This window comes from Janthinobacterium sp. HH102 (assembly GCF_001758625.2).
GTDB lineage: Bacteria > Pseudomonadota > Gammaproteobacteria > Burkholderiales > Burkholderiaceae_D > Janthinobacterium.
This window is the reverse complement of record NZ_CP062062.1, coordinates 503,321-521,720: the sequence shown is the minus strand read 5'-3', so window position 1 is coordinate 521,720 and position 18,400 is coordinate 503,321. Positions and strand designations below refer to the sequence as shown.

Annotated in this window: 20 protein-coding genes and 1 tRNA gene; 4 read left to right on the top strand and 17 right to left on the bottom strand. The window is 53.6% G+C overall.

Annotated elements, in window-relative coordinates:
- Positions 1-8 precede the first annotated feature (8 nt).
- The 3 genes from JAB4_RS02345 to JAB4_RS02335 form a co-directional block, all read right to left on the bottom strand.
- Complete coding sequence (locus JAB4_RS02345; protein WP_070219025.1) at positions 9-1,361, bottom strand: MFS transporter; 1,353 nt, start codon at positions 1,359-1,361, stop codon at positions 9-11.
- Positions 1,362-1,470: 109 nt separating this feature from the next.
- Entirely contained in the window at positions 1,471-4,128 is a 2,658-nt protein-coding gene (locus JAB4_RS02340) for a TonB-dependent receptor (RefSeq protein ID WP_070219024.1), read from the bottom strand.
- Positions 4,129-4,191: 63 nt separating this feature from the next.
- Entirely contained in the window at positions 4,192-4,389 is a 198-nt protein-coding gene (locus tag JAB4_RS02335) for a hypothetical protein (protein WP_139143711.1), read from the bottom strand.
- Positions 4,390-4,422: 33 nt separating this feature from the next.
- On the opposite strand from JAB4_RS02335, the gene JAB4_RS02330 reads away from it, so the two are divergent.
- A complete protein-coding gene (locus JAB4_RS02330; protein WP_139143710.1) occupies positions 4,423-5,001 on the top strand; it encodes a hypothetical protein in 579 nt (192 codons plus the stop codon).
- 596 nt (positions 5,002-5,597) lie between these two features.
- Positions 5,598-6,578 carry a site-specific integrase gene (locus tag JAB4_RS02325; RefSeq protein WP_070219116.1) on the top strand — a complete coding sequence of 327 codons (981 nt, stop codon included), beginning with the start codon at positions 5,598-5,600 and terminating at the stop codon, positions 6,576-6,578.
- An 11-nt stretch (positions 6,579-6,589) separates the two neighbouring features.
- Here JAB4_RS02325 and JAB4_RS02320 read toward each other — a convergent pair whose 3' ends face one another.
- The 13 genes from JAB4_RS02320 to JAB4_RS02260 all read right to left on the bottom strand — a co-directional run bounded on the left by JAB4_RS02320 (position 6,590) and on the right by JAB4_RS02260 (position 16,258).
- Positions 6,590-7,594 carry a reverse transcriptase family protein gene (locus JAB4_RS02320; protein WP_083287254.1) on the bottom strand — a complete coding sequence of 335 codons (1,005 nt, stop codon included), beginning with the start codon at positions 7,592-7,594 and terminating at the stop codon, positions 6,590-6,592.
- Entirely contained in the window at positions 7,563-7,877 is a 315-nt protein-coding gene (locus JAB4_RS02315; protein ID WP_071650161.1) for a helix-turn-helix transcriptional regulator, read from the bottom strand. Before JAB4_RS02315 ends, JAB4_RS02320 begins: the two co-directional genes overlap by 32 nt.
- A gap of 763 nt (positions 7,878-8,640) precedes the next feature.
- Positions 8,641-9,171, bottom strand: coding sequence for a transcriptional regulator (locus JAB4_RS02310; RefSeq protein WP_139143709.1), 531 nt, complete (start codon positions 9,169-9,171; stop codon positions 8,641-8,643).
- A 28-nt stretch (positions 9,172-9,199) separates the two neighbouring features.
- A complete protein-coding gene (locus tag JAB4_RS02305; RefSeq protein ID WP_070219022.1) occupies positions 9,200-10,489 on the bottom strand; it encodes a hypothetical protein in 1,290 nt (429 codons plus the stop codon).
- Positions 10,486-11,565, bottom strand: a complete 1,080-nt coding sequence (locus tag JAB4_RS02300) for a zonular occludens toxin domain-containing protein (RefSeq protein WP_070219021.1) — start codon at positions 11,563-11,565, stop codon at positions 10,486-10,488. Before JAB4_RS02300 ends, JAB4_RS02305 begins: the two co-directional genes overlap by 4 nt.
- Before the next feature lie 3 nt (positions 11,566-11,568).
- A complete protein-coding gene (locus JAB4_RS02295; RefSeq protein ID WP_070219020.1) occupies positions 11,569-11,790 on the bottom strand; it encodes a hypothetical protein in 222 nt (73 codons plus the stop codon).
- Between the two features lie 280 nt (positions 11,791-12,070).
- Positions 12,071-13,369 carry a hypothetical protein gene (locus tag JAB4_RS02290; protein ID WP_070219018.1) on the bottom strand — a complete coding sequence of 433 codons (1,299 nt, stop codon included), beginning with the start codon at positions 13,367-13,369 and terminating at the stop codon, positions 12,071-12,073.
- A gap of 163 nt (positions 13,370-13,532) precedes the next feature.
- Positions 13,533-13,757, bottom strand: coding sequence for a hypothetical protein (locus JAB4_RS02285; RefSeq protein ID WP_070219017.1), 225 nt, complete (start codon positions 13,755-13,757; stop codon positions 13,533-13,535).
- A gap of 45 nt (positions 13,758-13,802) precedes the next feature.
- Positions 13,803-14,054: a hypothetical protein gene (locus JAB4_RS02280; protein WP_139143708.1), complete on the bottom strand. Its 252-nt coding sequence runs from the start codon at positions 14,052-14,054 to the stop codon at positions 13,803-13,805.
- A gap of 43 nt (positions 14,055-14,097) precedes the next feature.
- Entirely contained in the window at positions 14,098-14,295 is a 198-nt protein-coding gene (locus JAB4_RS02275; protein ID WP_070219016.1) for a hypothetical protein, read from the bottom strand.
- Positions 14,282-14,617 (bottom strand): hypothetical protein, encoded by a 336-nt coding sequence (locus tag JAB4_RS02270; protein WP_070219015.1) that lies wholly within the window; start codon positions 14,615-14,617, stop codon positions 14,282-14,284. The genes JAB4_RS02275 and JAB4_RS02270 overlap by 14 nt, the downstream gene beginning before the upstream one ends.
- Positions 14,618-14,642: 25 nt before the next feature.
- Positions 14,643-16,043 carry a replication initiation factor domain-containing protein gene (locus JAB4_RS02265; RefSeq protein WP_227742082.1) on the bottom strand — a complete coding sequence of 467 codons (1,401 nt, stop codon included), beginning with the start codon at positions 16,041-16,043 and terminating at the stop codon, positions 14,643-14,645.
- 14 nt (positions 16,044-16,057) lie between these two features.
- The gene (locus JAB4_RS02260) at positions 16,058-16,258 is read right to left on the bottom strand and encodes a hypothetical protein (protein ID WP_070219014.1); all 201 of its coding nucleotides are present in this window, start codon (positions 16,256-16,258) and stop codon (positions 16,058-16,060) included.
- A 458-nt stretch (positions 16,259-16,716) separates the two neighbouring features.
- On the opposite strand from JAB4_RS02260, the gene JAB4_RS02255 reads away from it, so the two are divergent.
- Positions 16,717-17,244, top strand: a complete 528-nt coding sequence (locus JAB4_RS02255) for a hypothetical protein (protein ID WP_139143707.1) — start codon at positions 16,717-16,719, stop codon at positions 17,242-17,244.
- Between the two features lie 258 nt (positions 17,245-17,502).
- On the opposite strand, the gene JAB4_RS02250 is transcribed toward JAB4_RS02255, so the two are convergent.
- Positions 17,503-17,578 (bottom strand) — tRNA-Arg (locus JAB4_RS02250).
- Positions 17,579-17,777: 199 nt separating this feature from the next.
- Here JAB4_RS02250 and JAB4_RS02245 point away from each other — a divergent pair.
- Positions 17,778-18,341, top strand: a complete 564-nt coding sequence (locus JAB4_RS02245) for a c-type cytochrome (protein WP_070219012.1) — start codon at positions 17,778-17,780, stop codon at positions 18,339-18,341.
- Positions 18,342-18,400: the final 59 nt, after the last annotated feature.

Here is an 18,400-nt window from a genome sequence, read left to right as displayed (position 1 = left end):
AATTGTTCTTACGCAGAGACAAAACCGCGCTTGTGCATTTCCGACTTCACGCCGCTGTAGTACGTATCGCTGATGCGGTACTTGAACATCAGCAAGCCCATCAACAGGTGGAAGAAGCCGGGGATGATCGACAGCATCAGGGCGATGCCGTTCAGGGCGAATTGCGTTTGCTCATGGTTGGGCTGGTAGTCGAAATACGCGAGCAGCACGCCCACCAGGCCGCCCGCCACCGCCATGCCTGCCTTCTGGCAGACGGAAATGCCGCCAAACGCGAAGCCGGAGACGCGCTTGCCCGTCTTGACTTGACCGTAATCAATGGTTTCCGCGATGGCCGACCAGAACACGGGCGCATGCAAATCCACGACAAAGGAGAGCAGGAAATACAGGGCGAAGGCCAGCACGGTGTCGCTCGGTTTCACAAAGAAATAGATCGCCAGGCTGATCAGCGCGACGCCGATCTGCGTGTAGCGGAACAGCTTGACCTTGCAGTAGAACTTGGTGATCCAGGTCGAGGCGATCATGGCCAGGATGGCGGCCACCACGCCCGTCGTGAGGAAGGCGGCCACCGTTTCCGTGCTGCCGCCCAGATAGTATTTCGCGTAATAGATGGCAACGGAGCCGCGCACCACGTAGCCGATGGTGCCCGTGACGCACACGCCGCACAGCACCAGCCACTGGTCGTTCTGCAGCAGCACTTTCAACTGTTCCAGCAACGATTGCTTTTCCACCACGTGCACGACGCGCTCGGTGGTGGAGAAATAGCAGAACAGGAACAGGGCCACGCCCATGACGGCCATCACGGCCATGGCCGCCTGATAGCCGACGGCCGGGTTGCCGCCGCCCCAGCGCTGCGACAGGATAGGCACGACGATGGTCACCATGAAGGCGCCGATCTTGGCGAAGAACAGGCGGTAGCCGTTGGCCGACAGGCGGTCCTGGGGGTCGCTGGTCAGGCCGCTGATCAGGGAAATGTAGGGAATGCCCACGCCAGCCGTCATGATGGTCATCAAAATATACGTCGAATATGCCCAGATCAGCTTGGCGTCATACTGCCACTCGGGCGTGCTGAAGACGAAGAAGACGCTGACGCCGTACGGCACGGCCAGCCACAGCAGATACGGGCGGTAGCGGCCCGAGGCAAAGCTGTAGCGGTCGGTGATCTGGCCCATGACCAGGTCGGCGATGGCGCCGATGACTTTCACGGCCACGAACAGCAGGGCAAGATCCGTGGTTTTCAAGCCATAGATATCGGTATAGAAAAAGGTGATGATCAGCATCATCGACGAGATGACGACATTGAGCGCCATGTCGCCGGCGCCGAAGCCGACCTTTTCAACGGTGGATAATTTTTGCGTCTCCATGCTTTCCGTCCATTCTTTTGATGATGAATCGTGCGTGACTGCCCAACTGACAGGGGCGTTGCCGGCCGAAACCATGGCAACGCCCTTGATTTTTTACGATGTGATCAACTTACATTTTCCAGCGCAGTGATACGCCAACGGTCCGGTCATAGCGCCGCGTATCGCGCGCATACACGCCCGGCTCGTTCCAGTAATCCTTGAACTTGGTGTCGAGCAAGTTATTCCCATCGAGGGTCACGGTGAACTGCTCGTTGATCTTGTATGACAGCGAACCGTCGAGCTGAGCCGTGGCCGCCACTTTCAAGTCCAGGCCGGGGCCGCCCTGGTTGTAGCTGTCGATGAATTTCGAGCGCCAGTTGTAGGCCAGGCGGCCCGACCAGGCATCCTTTTCGTACAGCAGCACCAGGTTGTAGGCATAGCGCGACACGCCCGTGATGGCATGGCTGCCCGTCTCGTCGTCGGTGGTGCCGCTCATGTAGGTGCCGTTCGCTTGCAAGCCCAGGCCGCTCAGGATACTGGGCAAGCCGTCATAAAACTGCTGGTAGCCGATTTCCAGGCCTTGCAGCTTGCCGGCGGCCGTGTTGTACGGGCGGTCCACGTCGTAGGCCTTGCCGCCGATGGTTTCGCTGGCAATGCGTTGCTGGATATAGCCGTCGAACTTGTGGTGGAACACGGTGGCCGTGACGGAACCGGCCGGCGCGAAATACCATTCCAAGGCCGCATCGACATTGTCGCCCGTCACCGGTTTCAAGTTCGGATTGCCGCCCGCCCCCGTCGCCTTCACCGTTTCCGTCGAGTTGACGAGGGCCACGCCCGGGTTCAGCTGTGCAAAGCCGGGGCGGCTGATGGTGCGGCCGGCAGCGAAGCGGCCGACCAAGTCGGAGCGCAGCTTGATTTTCAGGGCCACGCTCGGCAGCACGTCGGTGCTGGCCGTGTCGCTGATGACGGGCGTGTAGACGCCATCCTGCGAACTGTTGCCTTGCAGGCTTTGCTCCGTGCGCACGACGCGCACGCCCACGGTGCCATCGACGGGGTAGGCACCCAGCTTGAAGGCGACCTTCGCCTTGGTATAGATCGAATACGTCTTTTCCGTATCCTTGAAGAATGAGCCCGGGTCCATGGCGCGCGCCGCGCTGCTGCCCGTGACGGCCTGGCGGATCGTACCCGTGTTATTGAGCAGGAAGCTGGCGCACGGCGTGTACCATTGCTTCAAGCCATAATCGGGGCCGCCGCCGGACATCGGTTCCGACAGGCAATTGAGGCCCGGAATCGAGGTCACGCTCTGGCGGCTGAACGGAAACGCGGCGCCGGACACGTCCGGTGCTTCCGCATTGCCCTCGAAACTCTTGATCGATTCGGCTTCGCGCTTGACGCCGCGCACGCCGACGCTGATTTCCTTGAAGATGCCGCCGGCGCTCGGCGTGTACGCCAGGTCGGCGCGCACATCGTTCGAGCTGCCCTGGTCCTTGCCGTAGCGGTCGAAAAAGCCCTTCAGATAGTAGTTCGACGGGTCTTGCAGATCGATGCCCGTGTAGTCGACGTGCAGGGTGCCGTTCTGGTTGGTATTGACGGTGGCGTTCGGCACGACGGTGATGGCGTCGAGAATCGGATTGCGCCAGGCATAAGTGCTTTTGGTGCTGGCCACTTCCGACGTGAAACGCCATTCCGGGTTGATATCCCACAAGCCGCCCACGGCAAACTGATGCGTCTTCGTCTGGTTCTTGTTCGCCTGCGTCGACATGATGGTGTTGACGTTGGTCGAGGTCAGGGTTTGCAGCTGGTTGCTGCCAGGAATCTTGGTCGCCGACACGGGCGTGCCCCACCACGGCAAGCCGACAAAGTAGTCGGACTCGGCGTCGAGAAGGAAGCGCGTGGCCATGCCTTCGGCATACAGTTCGACGTCGGCGTTCGGACGCCATTGCAGCACGGCATTGGCGGTCGTGCGGCGGCGGTCGCCCTTGATCGGCAACAAACCCACCTGGTCCGGCCCCGTCAAGCCCGGCGACAGGAAACTCTTATCCACGGGCGCGGTACTGAACGCGCGTTCCTCATGGTAACGATGCTGCTGCTGCGACAGACCCAGCAGCGCACCCACTTCGCCGATGCCCGTCTTCCAGCGGTTCGCCACCATGCCGCTGATGTTCGGGTCCGTGGCTTTCGATTTGTCGCTGTAGACGGCGCGCGTGTTGACGCTGGCCGTGAAATCCTTGAAGTCGAACGGGCGATTCGTGCGCACGTCGATGATGCCGGCCACGCCGCCTTCGACCTGGTCCGCGCCTTGCGACTTGTACACGTCGACGCGCTGCAGCATGGTGGCAGGAATGTCGGCCAGGTTGACGTAGCGGCCCGTCGTGGTGAACAGTTCGCGGCCGTTGAGCAAGGTCGTGACATCGCGCAAGCCACGGATCATGACGGCGCTCGCCTCGCCCGAATCGCGGCGGATCTGGATGCCGGAAATGCGCGCCAGGGTCTCGGCCACGTTATTGTCAGGAAATTTGCCGATGTCGTCGGCGACGATGGAATCGATGACCTGGTCCGAGCGCATCTTGATCTGCTGCGAGTTTTGCGCCGAGCGCCGCACGCCGCTGACGGTCACGACAGCCACTTCCGCGGCAGGCTCGGCACTGGCATCGGCCGCCACCGCATCCTGCGCCCAGACCGAAACCGTGCTCAGCAAGCCGATACCGGCCAATGCCGCGACGGCTGCCTTCAACATGAATGGACGAGGGAAAGTGGCCGCGAGCGGGCCGGTGGCGTTGCGCATCATGAATCTCCAGATATTGTATTGATATTTTTTGTGCTGCTTGCATGTCGTTCGCATGCTCGGCGTTTATCTTAGGGGCTGGGCGATAATCTCTCCAATCAATTTTTCCACTGTTTTGATATCAATTTTGATATCGGTGGTGGAGGGGCTTTGGAGGGTGTGAAGCGACAACGGCAGGGGCGTCGCGGACATTTGCATCAGCTTTTGCACAAAAACATGCGGCGCTGGCGTGCAGCATGAAAACGCGAACAGGACTAAGCTCAAGGCGTAACTAAGTTATCCTACTGGGACGAAGCAATGAACAGTGACGAATCTGCATTGAGTGGACAACTTGAGGCTGTTGCAACGGCATGCCTCATCGCGCTCATCGCAGGAATACTCCTCCCCAAGGCACTTTTCTTCAGTCTCGACCGCGCAATTCTTGTCTGGCTCGTTACACAAGTTGCCAGTGGTTTGGTGGTTGGAAACGTAACTCAGTCAACTCGAAAACTCATTGTTTCTTCAAGTTTTCCTGCGGCGGCGTTACCGATCGGATACTGCGGGTTTCTAGTGGTCAGATGGCTTGTTGACCTAGCAAAAAACTTGTCCGCAGGTTTCAAAGGTTTCAATATTCCCATTTTTGGTTTGTCTGGCGTTGGCTTCGGCCCGCCAGATTTGGTTTCTCTTACAATATTGACTGTTTTAGCCGTCGTAGGATTTTTGGCAAGTTTCGTGCTTATTCTTGTGAGTGCGTTCGCAAGTCGCTCAATTCAACGAGGGATTATAGGGTTTTACAGCTTCGGTCCCGACGGTCTACGACGCGTTCAGCGACTCTTATTGGGGCTAGTCGCAGTCATTGGTGGCCTCGTTCTGCTATGGGGCTCATTTGGTGTATAGCTCTATTTTCCACAGATGGGCCTCCGCGAGACAAACTCTGCTCGTGTGAGCCAGAGCTGATCCACATGGATCGGCTGACTCGTTCTTGCTTTTAGCAGCTTTATCAAAAGACCCCCGGTGGTCTCCTGAATGGAGGGCTTCAAAAAAAGGGGCTTAAGGTAGATTTCTGTCGTTGTTGTTGGAGCTTTGACAGCAGAGTGCGTTTTTCGTCAGTACAAGCTATCGCGACCTCCCGCCCGTAGGGTCGCTTTGCAATACACTAAGCAGCAGGGGTATTGATGGTCTTTACCCTTGACAGGGGGTATCGGCTGAGGGAGAGGTAGCACAAGGCAATCGCTCTCGCTAGAGTGAACAATCTGAGCATAGTGACGAGCTACAATCGCTGTCGGTTTGCATGAACGCGGTCTGCAAACTCTCAATTAACTCGTTGATCTGCTGAAGGAAACTTGGTGCGGCTGGCGGGGATCGAACCCACGACCCTTGGCTTCGGAGGCCCAAATTAGAACTAGCATCTATGGGCCTTAGCGAGATATTTCACCTTTATTGGCACAATTTTGGCACACTGTTGCCTCATTTCAATGCTGCCAACAAACACTATGCCCACCATCCGTAAAAAAGGCGAAGGCCAGTACCACGTACAAATTCGCAAGCGCGGCTACCCGACCCAGACCAAAACCTTCACCAAGGAAGCTGACGCCAGGCGCTGGGCAACCATCATCGAGTCCGAAATGGAACGCGGCGTGTTCGTATCTCGCACCGAAGCCGAAGCGACACTCGTCAAAGATGTGCTGCAACGATTTGCCACCGAAGTACTGCCGACCAAGCGCAGCGAACAGTCGGATAAATCTCGCATTAAAACATTGGTGGAAGCATTTGGAGATTACCGCCTGGCCAGCCTGAACTCAACTCAAGTTGCAAGGTTTCGTGACCAACGCTTGATGGTCGTCGGACCACAGTCAGTGATTCACGAAATCAACCTACTCAACCGTGTTCTTAAGACCGCCAGCATGGATTGGGGTATTGCCCTGCCTGGTGGATTACCAACCGCCCAGGTACGCAAACCGGTTAAGCCCCGAGGACGTGATCGTAGAGTGACGGAAGAGGAAATTACCAAAATTCTAAAAATCACAGGTTCGGATGAGTTGCGAACGATCGTGACATTAGCTGTCGAAACAGGCATGCGCAGGAGCGAGCTAGCTACAATGACTTGGGAGGAAGTTGACTTAGAAAAACAAACGGCACATCTACCCAAAACAAAGACGGATATACCTCGCACGGTTCCCTTGTCGAAAGCGGCCCTCAAGGCGCTTAAGGACTTCGGAGCAAAGAAGGAAGGAAGAGTGTTCACCCTAAAAGCTGAGTCTATGAGTCAAGCATTTGAACGAGCTTGCGAACCTCATAGGGCTAATATCTCCGGAGTTCGCTTTCATGACCTACGCCACGAAGCCACCAGTAGATTATTTGAAAAGGGTTTAAATGTGATGGAAGTAGCCGCTATAACCGGACACAAAACACTGGACATGCTTAAGCGCTATACACATTTACGCGCAGAAGATCTAGCAAAAAAACTAAATTGATACTTTAAAAATCAAAAAGGTAACTTATCTCGCATTATTTCTTCATTTATCCTTTTTAATTCCACATAAGATTTTTTTGCCAAATCTGCATAGCGAGTATCTAAATAAGCAGCCTCACCAAGCAAGCCAGAAAGTTTTCTAGCGAGAGCCAGCTTAGCAATTGAATTTTTCTCCAAATCAAAAGCGTTCTGAATTGCTCTCGCTTTAAAAAATCGGCTGTAAGGCACATGCAAAGAATTTCCATACACGACTACGCCAGTAACATGTTTACGCTGGTCACTACGGAAAATCTTTGTTTTTTCAACAGATAATGTATGTCCTGAACGATGAACAATATTAGACACTAATCTAGGTAACCCGATAGGAATAATGGGTCCTGAAAACGTTAAATCATCAATGTAGCAGGTAAATTTCAAATTATGAGAGTTTGCCAACTCATTTAAATCATCAAACATGGGCCGATTAGCATATAGCGAAAGCAATGGACTTAAAGGACTACCTGTTGGCAGACAACCTTCATGACAAGTCAATTTGGCTAATAAATCTGCGACATCAGGAGCACATAACATTTGCTCCGCCCAAAAATCGCGAACACGTGAACTAGAGGTTGAAGGATAAAATTTTCTAAGATCAAATGTTGCTACACGCGTTGCATCCTTATGTGTTTCAGCATTTGTCCTATATGAACGTCCCTTAACTGCGGCGTGACTATAATCAGGATAAATTATAGATTTCAACAGCTTTTGAATCCGCTCATGAATACTCCGCAGCGGCCTCTTTGGCTCCTGAACCCATCGTGATTTTTTTGTTTTCTTTGTGAACTCGCATACTTCTTCTGGCAAACAGAAAATCTTATAATTATCCGTAGCGGTTGAAAGCAATAGAATTCTTTCTAAAGATGTAGCAAGTATTTTTGCCAGTCTTTTTTTTGACCCAATCTTATAAAGTGCAGATTGGTTTATTGGATAGAACTTCTTTGGGGTTTTAGTGACTAATCTTAGCGGTGGATTTGTCATTTTTTTGCTCAACCCATTGCAATAGTGCAACAATTTTACGTGCAGTTCCAACACGAATTTTATCTGTAATCTTAGGAGATTCTAGATTCTCAGAAAAGAATATCAATGACGATATAGGTATATCAAATCTATCACTATATTTTTTTAAAAGATCCAATGTAGCGCTTTTCTTCCCAGACTCTATTTCCGACAAATACGAATTTGATACACCAATTTGCGAACATAGTTGAGTTTGAGAAAGATCATTATATACGCGGATTAAGCGAAGTGCTTCGCCTAGCATAATGTCCTCCTGGTAAATGCGAATGAATTAATAATTGCGGGGTAAGTCTTTACTCGAAGAATTTAAAAAGCTTGCTACCTACCTCGTAAAGTTTTTGGACTGCGTGCAACAGCAGTACAACAACTCTCACAACTTTGAGACAAGTGTTCAACAACACAAGCAATTTATTCTTCTTTTGAGACGGGCGCGCCTCAGTGGTTCTTTTACTGGACATAGTGTTACCTTTCATGGTCGCGACATATAGCGGAATTGCTATACATCTCTCGCTCGCAAACATGAATATCCAATACGGAGTGAACCGCGCTTTTCCCCCTGCACCTATCAACTGCTTCTGGCTCTCGCCAGAAGCAGACTTTCCCCCCAGTCCCGTGTCGTAGTCGTTCGTGTTGAAAGACCGCGGTTCGAGGTTATGGAAGTGTTAGAGGCAAGCCTCCACAGAGCCGAAGCTCTCAAAACAGCAAGATTTGATCTCCGTTACCACTAAGACAGAGAATACTCGACGATTCTCTATTTGTCAAATAATTTTCGCTATCAGCGAAAATAATTATGAGGATTGCGGTACCGTCAAGGCAGAGGCGGCCGGCATCGTCGCTGGCCGGGACGACCGGCCAAAACGCTCCTACATGCCACCGTGAGGCAAAAAGGGTTCCGCTTCGCTCCAGCCCTCGCGGGCCTCAAATCGCCCTTTTTTCGGTATGCCAGCACCAAGGCTGGCAAGCAATACCTTCCCTGCTTACTCTGGCGTCTTGGAACAGGCTGGAAGCTAAAATTGAACCGCTTCAGCCAGGATACTCTTGCGTTCACTTCCAAGCTGAGCAGCAAGTCTGGCGATATTTGTCCAAATTTGACTTGGCGAGATTGCGCACAAGGTAGCGGTTTCCTCGACAGCCATCACCATCATCGACAGCGGCGCCTCCTCCAAAAAATGGAGAATGTAGGATTCATGTCCAGCAGCCACCCATCCAGTTGCCAATGTCTTTTGCAGTTGATAGCTTGCCAGTTCGCCTCTGTAGCTGACACTGGCGTTTTTTGCTGCCATCCACAAGCCGTGCTTTTTGTTCCTCGCTCCCATCGACGGCATAGGAAAACGAAGGCCGACTATTGCCAATAAATTGACCAAACACACGAAACTTAGATCATCAATTGTGCCGTCCTCCAGCCTCAACAGCGTGTGATGTGGTAGCCCAGCGAACCTCGCCAAGCCTTGCTGCGTCAATCCAAGGGTAAGTCGGCGAGCACGGACTACCTTACCAATTTCGTAAAGACGCATATCAGAGTCACTTGTTGTTTGCATGAAACGAGTATGGAATATCTATCATATGTTAGATCCGACGTAATTGAAGGAATAACAGAATTTCAGAGTGAGTCGTGTCACGAGATTTTGATCCGAAGAGCGACGTCCAAAATGGGGGACGAGAGGCCGTTGAACTGTCTTTGTCTTCACGTAGCCCACCGATCACGACCACCTCTTCTTCAGCCAAGTTAACACTCGTAGAAACCTGACGTTTTGTTAACGTTGGTGAGTTGTTTACGCCTGTAGTTGTGACGACAAACGAAGAAACCTGCTGATCGACGCGTACGGCAATCGAAGCATCGCGAACTATAGGAGAGATGGAGAATAAAACGCCTGAGGAACGATAGTCAACAGACTGGACAGGAGCGCCGCCGGCGGTAGGATAAGTCACGGCGCCGAGCACAGGCACGTCCTGCCCCACAGTTAAAGACGCAGTCTCGCCGGACGAAACGCGCAACGATGGAGAGGAAAGCACTTTGAAGCGCGAATCGGTATCCAACGCCTGCATGATGGTCGAGACCGAACCCGCGCGGAGGCTGACATAGTTCCCGCCCTCCTGGGCCGCACCAAGCGAGAACCGGAAGCGCTCGCCCAAAACAGACGCGGCAAGCTGCAACGCAGAAGACTGCTGCGAACCGGTATTGACCTCATAAAGCGCTCCCGTCACGACAACCTGACCGGGGTCCACGTCGAGCTGAGCAAACAGCTTGCGGAGAGCCACTACCTCGCGCGGAGAACCGGCAAAGATCACCTCGTCAGACTTGCGGTTAGCCAGGTCAAGCAACGAACCCGAGGGCGCGGCTCCAGAAACAGACGACGGCGCGGCGCGGGTATTTCCCACCGGAGGCGAAGACGGCGCATCAATGTTCATGCTGCGCTGACTGGTAAACCGACCGCTGAACAACGACGACACCATTTCGATGAGTTGCGAGCCGTCGCGGAACCGCGGCCGATAGATGAACACCTCTTGCGACGGGTCTTCAACCGCAGAGGCCTTGACCTCGGCCGGCAAAGGACGCACGACATCGAGACGGCCGCGCGTGACATACTCGTAACCAAGGCCGCGCAGGAAGGACGCGAAAACAGCGCGGAATTCTCCGTCGCCGGTATGCCAGCGGAACGACACCGGTCGGCGATCCTGAAGCACGGCAGGATCGACCGTGTAAGGAACGGCCGGGAACGCCTGGACATATACGACGCGCACAAGGTCGGCCAGCGGGATCGAGTCGAAATCGAAGGATGCGCCAGGAAGCGGAGCGGCGGCAACACGACCGCTCAAGACGATCAGAAAAACGAGCAGAGATAATAGCTTTCTCACTTTTTACCCTCAGCAGCGGAACCGGCAGGAGCACCGGAAAAACGGGTAACGACGTGACCATCGACAGCGCCAGATTGGGCGAAGCCAATGCCAGCGAAGCCAGCATCAGGCTCAAGCCGGACGCCGGCTGGGCCGACCAGCACGACATACGAAGAACCACCGGAAGCAATACTTCCAGCAATGCGAAATTCGGTCGAATAATTAGTCGACGGCGCGGTCGGCTTGACGGCGCCAGGCGCACCAGGTGCGGCAGGCAATGAGGCAACGGACGCGGCAGCCGCGACCGGCTTTTCTGCTTCGGGATGCACTTTGCCCCACCACCAAGAGCCAAGACGCCATAAAATGAACAGGCCGATAAGGACGAAGGCGATGATCTTGATGCGCATGCGGCCGTCAGCAAAAATGTTCATGCGAGAATCCGAATTCAACTCCTTGCCCTGTCTAGTCCCAGCATAGCTCTTGTACAGCGGGAAAATCTCGGAGTCGTAGGTCTTGGTCCAGTCCTTGACGATGTGCTTGGCGTGCTGCTTCCAGCCTTCCCACATGGTGATGGTGTAGACGTTGTCCAGACCGATCCCCTTGGCCTTGTGGGTCTTGAAATTATTGCCCACCACAGCCTTGATGGCCCGATGCAAATCGCCTATGTCCTGCGTCATGATGACTAGGTCACAGGACACGCCTGTATCTGGGTGAATGTAGTGCCGATGCTCGCGGAAGAACACCAAATGCTGACGATGAATCTTCTCGTCCTTACCCCAGATCTTGTAGGCCTCGTCGATCGCGACTAGATCACCAGGGCGCACGATCGAGGTAACATCGCCACCCTCCGAAGCAGCCTTATCGGGGAAAAAATCAAGAGAGCCGACCTGTTCATCGGTGACATCGACAACGCACCCGAGCTGATCAAACTCGAGGCGATACTTGGCCGCGCAGTAGTCGCGAATCGCGTCGTTATTCAAACCTGCGATGTTCGAAACGACCCGACGACCGGCAACGATTGCAGGGACTACCACGGAGGAAACGACCTCGTAGGATTTACCGGTTCCCATCAACCCGCTATAGCAGTTAATCGCCACAGGTCAGCCCTCCTTCTTGCGGGCCACTTGAACAGACCGATACCAACCACGAGCGTACGTAAAAGCCAATACGACGAAGACCACAGACAGAACGCCAAGCCCGAACACGCAATCGAGTAGGCGCACAAAACCACTCACGAACTCGGCCTTATCAGCAACATCTAATTTAGCGGCTAAGCGATAGGCATCTGGAACAAAAGCCGGAATGAGAATATCAACGATCATGACCTACCCAAAAAATGGAATACGACGAATAGCGAACCGGAGAATATAGGCCGAAATCACTCCAGGAAAAAACTGCGTCCAAAGCGTGAGGTCCGCGAAGTACCACATAGCCGGAGTCCAGGCCGCAAGCGCCAAGTTCAGGTCTGCGGGACCGGGTAGCTTCGACACCAGGTAGCCACAGACACCAGCGACAACCAGATACATAACCGTAAAGAGCAAAAACTTGACCAGGACAGTTCGGACCAAGAACGCAACGACCGTTGACAGCAAAGCGCCCATATCAAGCCCCCATTATGATAAAGATGATAAGAATGGCCCACGCGACGGCGAACGCCGCTTGCATGGCTACTCTGACGTTATTAGCTTCGAGGAAGTCACACATTTGCGTGAAATGCAGTGTGTGACCGTTCAGGACGCCTTGAGGTAACGAAAACGAAGGGGTTGGACACACTGACTGATGCGAAGGAAACGAAAACGACGACCAAGACGGGAAAAGGTTGAACAACGGGTCTAAAATGCTCTCAATAGAAGGGGTAGCTTCCAGAACTGGCGGCGTGAACACACCCCAATCGATTGGCTTGGATTCCGGCGCAGTGCCGTCGCTAGGGTTAGCGCCGGAACCGGGCTGCGTAACCCCGCCTGGAATAACGGGAGTCCAGGGAGTCGACGCAGGCTGACCTACAGGAACAGTTACCGGAGAAACGGCGTCCCCTACAGTCGGATATGTCGTAGGATTAGCGGCCTGATACGTGGCGGCATCCGCCTCCGTGATCGGGGCACCACTGCTATACGGCACACCGGCATAACCCGGTTGCTGAGACGCGGCCTTCCAAGCTCGATCAGCAACCGCAGCAAGAACCGCGGGATTGAGGGGCGCGGCCTTCTGTTCAGAGGTGAGCGCCGCGACAGCGTCGGACGCGGTCTTTATCTCCACGGAGCCAGGAGCAGACTTGGTCCGATACGTGTACCCGGCGCGCTTCATCGCGTCAGAGAACGTGGTGGAGGTCTTGCCATCAAGAGCCCAGCCAGGACGACAGAAGTTCGAGGGGTTCTGCGCTCCAGGTAAAAGGCAACCTGAATAACTCGAGCCTTCAGAGTCACACCAGTTGTAAATCATAGAAACAGTGCACGCCGCTGCGTCGACATTGTTGACCGGCATCACCGGGTAGGAATAATCAATTAGGGCTGGACCAGAATCAGTTACCTGGACTTGCAACGAACCATCACTGTTGAACCACCACGCCTTAACCTTGTCGACCGCGAGGCTGATGCCAGCAGAGAACAGGACGCCAAGGCCGACGACAGCAGCAGCAGTGATCCAGGCCGGGGCGGTGACGCCAGCAGCGGTGACGACGGCAGCAGCAGCAGCGGAGCCGGCAACAGTAGAGCCAATACCCTGCATGGTCATCCCGATGCGAGGGTCGTTCGCGGCAAAGCCACGCTGACCAGCTTTCGACACGACCAAGGCAGAAACAGCTGATTGCATGGACGAAGGTTGCACCTGGGCAAAACACAGACCAGGTGCGACAAGCGCGGTTAGCAGCCAGCGCACAAAGAATAGCTTGAAGAACGCTCGCATGTTCACCCCTTCAAGCCCTGCACGCATGCATGGCCGGAAAAAACACCGAGGAAGAAAAACGCCAAGTACCACCAAGAAGCATCCATATCATCCACCAGAGAAGGAAAAAAAGGGTTGAACCTAAGTCCAACCCATGCTCACACGATTCCGCGAGAGGTGACGATCAGTGCGCGCCCTTGACCAAACGACGCACCTTCAGGTAACCGAGCTGGGCCAGGTCAACGCCGATTACTAGCGCACCGATGCCGAAGATGGCAGCGGTGACGTCGAGGAAACTGATCGAGGCCCATAGATCGGCAACTGAAGTTGCGCCGGCAGCTTGAGCCAGCATCGGCAGGGCGAGGACGGCCAGCAGAACTACTTTGGAACGGATTGACAAAACCTTCATAAGACACTCCAACAAAAGACCAGGGAAACGCCCCGGATACGTCCGTCAGGAACCACCCTGACGAATGGGTTTGCGCACAGCCCCAACAACAAAGCCGAGCAAGTAACCGAATACAACGACACCAAAACCGAAGAAGAAAAAACCGGACGCCTGCACCGCGTCATATGGAGACTCGGACGGTGAAACAAGCAAAGTTTGAACCGTGATCAAGCCTTGAGCCTCACCACACGGCGCACCTGCAACAGCTGCTGCGTTAGTAGACAAATCCGCACACACGACAACAGTAGATAAGGCCATCAAAAAACTCCCTCTTCCATAGATCCAATCGAGTCGTAAAAACTTACTGCAGGACAGAAACGATGAAGAAGCCTTCATGGCAGTTAATTACAGCCGTGTCATATGCTTCCGCATACGCATCAAAACGGCCAGCCTCATGTGCCCAGGGCGTAAACCCAACATCACCTTCCACAGGCATAAGGAAGAGGGCAGATTCCTTATCTTGGACAATGAGCTTGACCTCGCCCTTATGCGGCGACATTTTTGCCACCGGAAACGGCAGCCTTCACAGGCTCAATAGGCTTCAAGGAATGGATCACCGTCTTTTGCGTTTTGCCGTTCGTGACAATTTCCATGTCAGCGATGGCCATGAACGGAAGCGCATCCGCAAGATGCTTGTACTTCTGGTACTCGTCAGCCTTGCCCAGCCCGTATTCGGCGCACGCGGTTCCCATCGCGGTGTCTTTGCTAGTGTCGAGCTCGGTCTCGACATACACCTTGGTGCTGTCGAATTCTGTGCCGTTGTCCATCTTGCCTTTGGAGAACTTCATACCTGTCACTTTGATGGTTGAGCTAAATTTCATTGGATACCTTTACGTTTTTCATGGCCTACGCAAAACCGTGTTCCCCATTGAGGCCGAAAGATGGGACGGTGTTAATAAAATGAAAAAATGATGGAACATACGGCGGCGGCTCGACGTGAACGGGAGCTGGTCCGGTATCTGCAAAACTGAGGAATGGTTTCAGTCGCTTTGGAAAAGCGTTTTCGTCTTCATTGGTGATCAGATCGAGCGTTTCCTTGTCTCCGAACAATGCCCGAAAGACACGGATATATTTGCCGTACTGGCGCTTCGTCACAGCGATAGAATCATCCACCGTGATGTGCTGAGCGCGTGCCTTAACTTCCATACGAGCAGGCGTTTCGACAGTGGCAAACATTGCTAGGCAAGGATATGCACCGACAAAAAACGAGCTTGGATCAAGCAACACCTCGGGGCGAATAATCGTGTTCGTGTTCTTAAACTCAATCTCGCAACGGCACCATAGAGAGGACTTGTCACCCTCTTTCCTACCTTTTTCATAGAAGCGGCAGTATTTACTTGAGCTTCGCTGGCCGATAGTTAACGTGCGGCCCTTGCCACTCGGACGATCCCAATTCCCAACCTTCTGAATCTCAGGAGGGCGTCCACCTTTTTTAAAGCTAAAGCCGGAATCCCACCACTGCTGATACGCCCAATCAACGGACAGGTACGCGCCGGCGAGATCATCATGCGCCAGGTCGATGCGGGAAATAGTCGGCCGGATCGCCGTTTTCGTGAGGAAGTCGTACAGGCGTTTTTCCCAACCGGACACGGCGTTCAAGCAACCTTGACCGGTCAACGTGATGAGCATTGTCGAGCGCTGGCTACCGAAGCACACGAAGCCCATATCGTCTCCAAGCACCCATGAGTCACGGTAAAAGTTCATGCCCTTACCGCGGTTGGACGTTATGCCAAAGCCGAAAATTTTCTCAAGCTGTCGGCTGGCCTCAATAATGATCTGGTCATCAGTAATCAATTGCTCACGTGCAGTCTTGAACCAGGTATCTTCCAATACCGAAAAATTGATCCAATCGATCACGCAGGTTTGAGCGGCGGAGGGGCGACGAACCATCACTGACTTAATTTTCCCGCTATCGGTCATCACCAACTCGACTTCGCCCAAGTCCTCATCACAGATGCTCGACCAGGCTTCCGACTCGTCGCTTTCCAGGTTTTCCCCCATGTTATTAATGGGGGGGCATCCAGCTGCGCTTACCTGCGCTATTTGCGGCACTAACCGGGCCTTTTCGGCCTCTGCGCCGATCCGTTCCGGCAGTGCGGTTGCGCTGGCGGTACGGTCGGCGCAGGTGGCCGCAGATTTGCCAACGCCATACACCTGCGATTTAACGGAACGAACCGAATCTGATCGACCGGTGGCAACGGCATATGCAGCGGCGCTGTCAGAACGAAAATGAGAAGTTTTCTTCATAAGTAGTAGGTCTGTTACCAAGCGGAAAGCAAGCCGCCAATTTCATTTAAAGAATGGGACGTCATCAGCCTGGTGAATTCGAGTGCGTTCAACCGTGCGTGTAGCGCAACCTCAGAGCCGGTTGCCTGAATGGCGGCTATGTCAGCGAGCCGGTAAAAGTGCTTTCGAGTCTCATCAAAGTCACGACGCAAATCGACGATCGCATTGTTGGTCATTTTTTTTCCACCTTGCGTGGGCGGCCACGTTTCCGAGCAACCGACGGATCTACTGCCTGAAATGTTTGAACGGAAAGAGCGTTAGAACGGTCGACGCAGGCCGACATCCATTGCCTTACATCTTCGAGCAGGAAAAGGAGTCGCTTAGATCCTGGTAAACGGCAAATTGGAGGCAATGCAATTGGATTGCGTGAGGCATCACTACGAATACTCGCGGGTGTCTTATGGATGAATCTCGCGAGTTGCTCAACCGTCAACACTTCACTTATCTCTGCATTGCTCAATTCAGTTCTCCGTTTTCCCGACCTAAAGTAAGATAGGAGCTATTCCGCCCCTTTTGGATATTTTGGGATATTATCCAAAGCTATCCAATGGCGCCCAATTTAACGTATTGCACAGCAGAGTGTCAAGAGGCATTGATGAGCCCAACAACGACTACAGACAGAGTTAGAGAATTCTTGACGTATTTCTACAACGACTATGGATGGTTTTCAGCTTTAACAGGTATTAGCGCCAGTAAATGGCGTGACTTGGATCGAGGGAAAACAAAAGGAGTGACAGCAGAAATGATCGACGAGCTTTGCCGAGTGTGGCCAGAGTTCGCGTATTGGTTCGTTACCGGCAACGCAAGCAGTGAAAGAGGGCAAGTTCGACCAAAAGAGTACTTGGACCTCAGCTACGGAACAGTACGTGCTTTAGAAGGAGAAACAGCAAGAGTATGGCGTGATCAATCTGGCATTCTTTGCCCAGACATTGGGAATCTAAGCATCGAAAACCGGCAGTCGAAAGAGTGGGAAATTAGTATTGCCGACAGGATTTTACATTTTTCCGCACTCCTCGCAGGCGATGATGCGGCCGCACTCGCACCTATTTTTTGGGCCGAATTCTTTGAGCGACTAGCTCCAAACGACGAGGTCACAATTACGGTAGGCGAACTGAAGACTTGGATCAACCGCTTTCCGCTTAACTACAAAGCGGCGCCATAAGATATGGGGGGCTTCATCGAACGCCCCGCCCCCCCCTAAAACTTCCAACGTCAGAAGTTTTCGGATGAAAACGAAGTGCATGTTCAGCATTACGCAGCTATCAATGAAGTGAACAGATTGAGCGTGTGCCAAAGCATACACTTTGGCAAAATTGATTGGCACAATTTTGGCACAGTGAGTGTGCCAAAATATGCGAAATAACGCATTACATTGCAAACCAATGCAGCAGCTAAGTAGTTGATTTTTGTGGGGAAAAACTGGTGCGGCTGGCGGGGATCGAACCCACGACCCTTGGCTTCGGAGGCCAATACTCTATCCACTGAGCTACAGCCGCGTAGGGGGAATTTCTGAAGTGATGCGAAGGATACCGTTTTTCTTTACCTACGTCTACGGAAACTGTCGTATCGTCGGCAATTGCATGTCACTGCTCAATTTTTGTGCCTATAATTGTGGGTTTCATAAAGGTTTACATACAAGCATGTAAAAATGCTACCTTACACGGCCATCAGTTTCAAATCTGGACTAAGGACATCATGAGCGACGCACATAACGAACAACAATCAGCGATCAAAACGCCTAAACAATTGCTTGCCGCCGTAGCGGGCTTCTTCCTCGTCACCGTCATCGGCATCATCCTGCTGGTGCAGTTCGTCACGGCGCAAAAACTGACGGGCGCCGGGACGGACAGCCAGTCGCCGGAAGCCATCGATGCCCGCTTGAGCCCGGTGGCCAATGAAGGCTTTACCTTCAAGGATGCCAGCGGCCCGAAAGTGCTGCAAAGCGGTGAAGCCGTCTACACGGCCACCTGCGTGGCTTGCCATGGCGCCGGCGTGGCCGGTGCACCGAAATTTGGCGATGCGGGCAGCTGGTCGGCACGCCTGGCCCAGGGCTACGATACGGTCCTGAAACACGCGATCGAAGGCTTGCGCGCGATGCCGGCCAAGGGCGGCAATCCCGACCTCGACGATGTGGAAGTGGCGCGCGCCGTGGTCTATATCGCCAACGCGTCGGGCGGCAAGTTCAAGGAACCGGAAGTGCCGGCACCGGCCGCAGCCGCTGACGGCGCCAGCGCACCAGCCGCCGAGCCTGCCAAGTAAGCAGCGCAGCACCCGTATCGAGGAACCGCCCGCAAGGGCGGTTTTTTTTTACCCGCCGT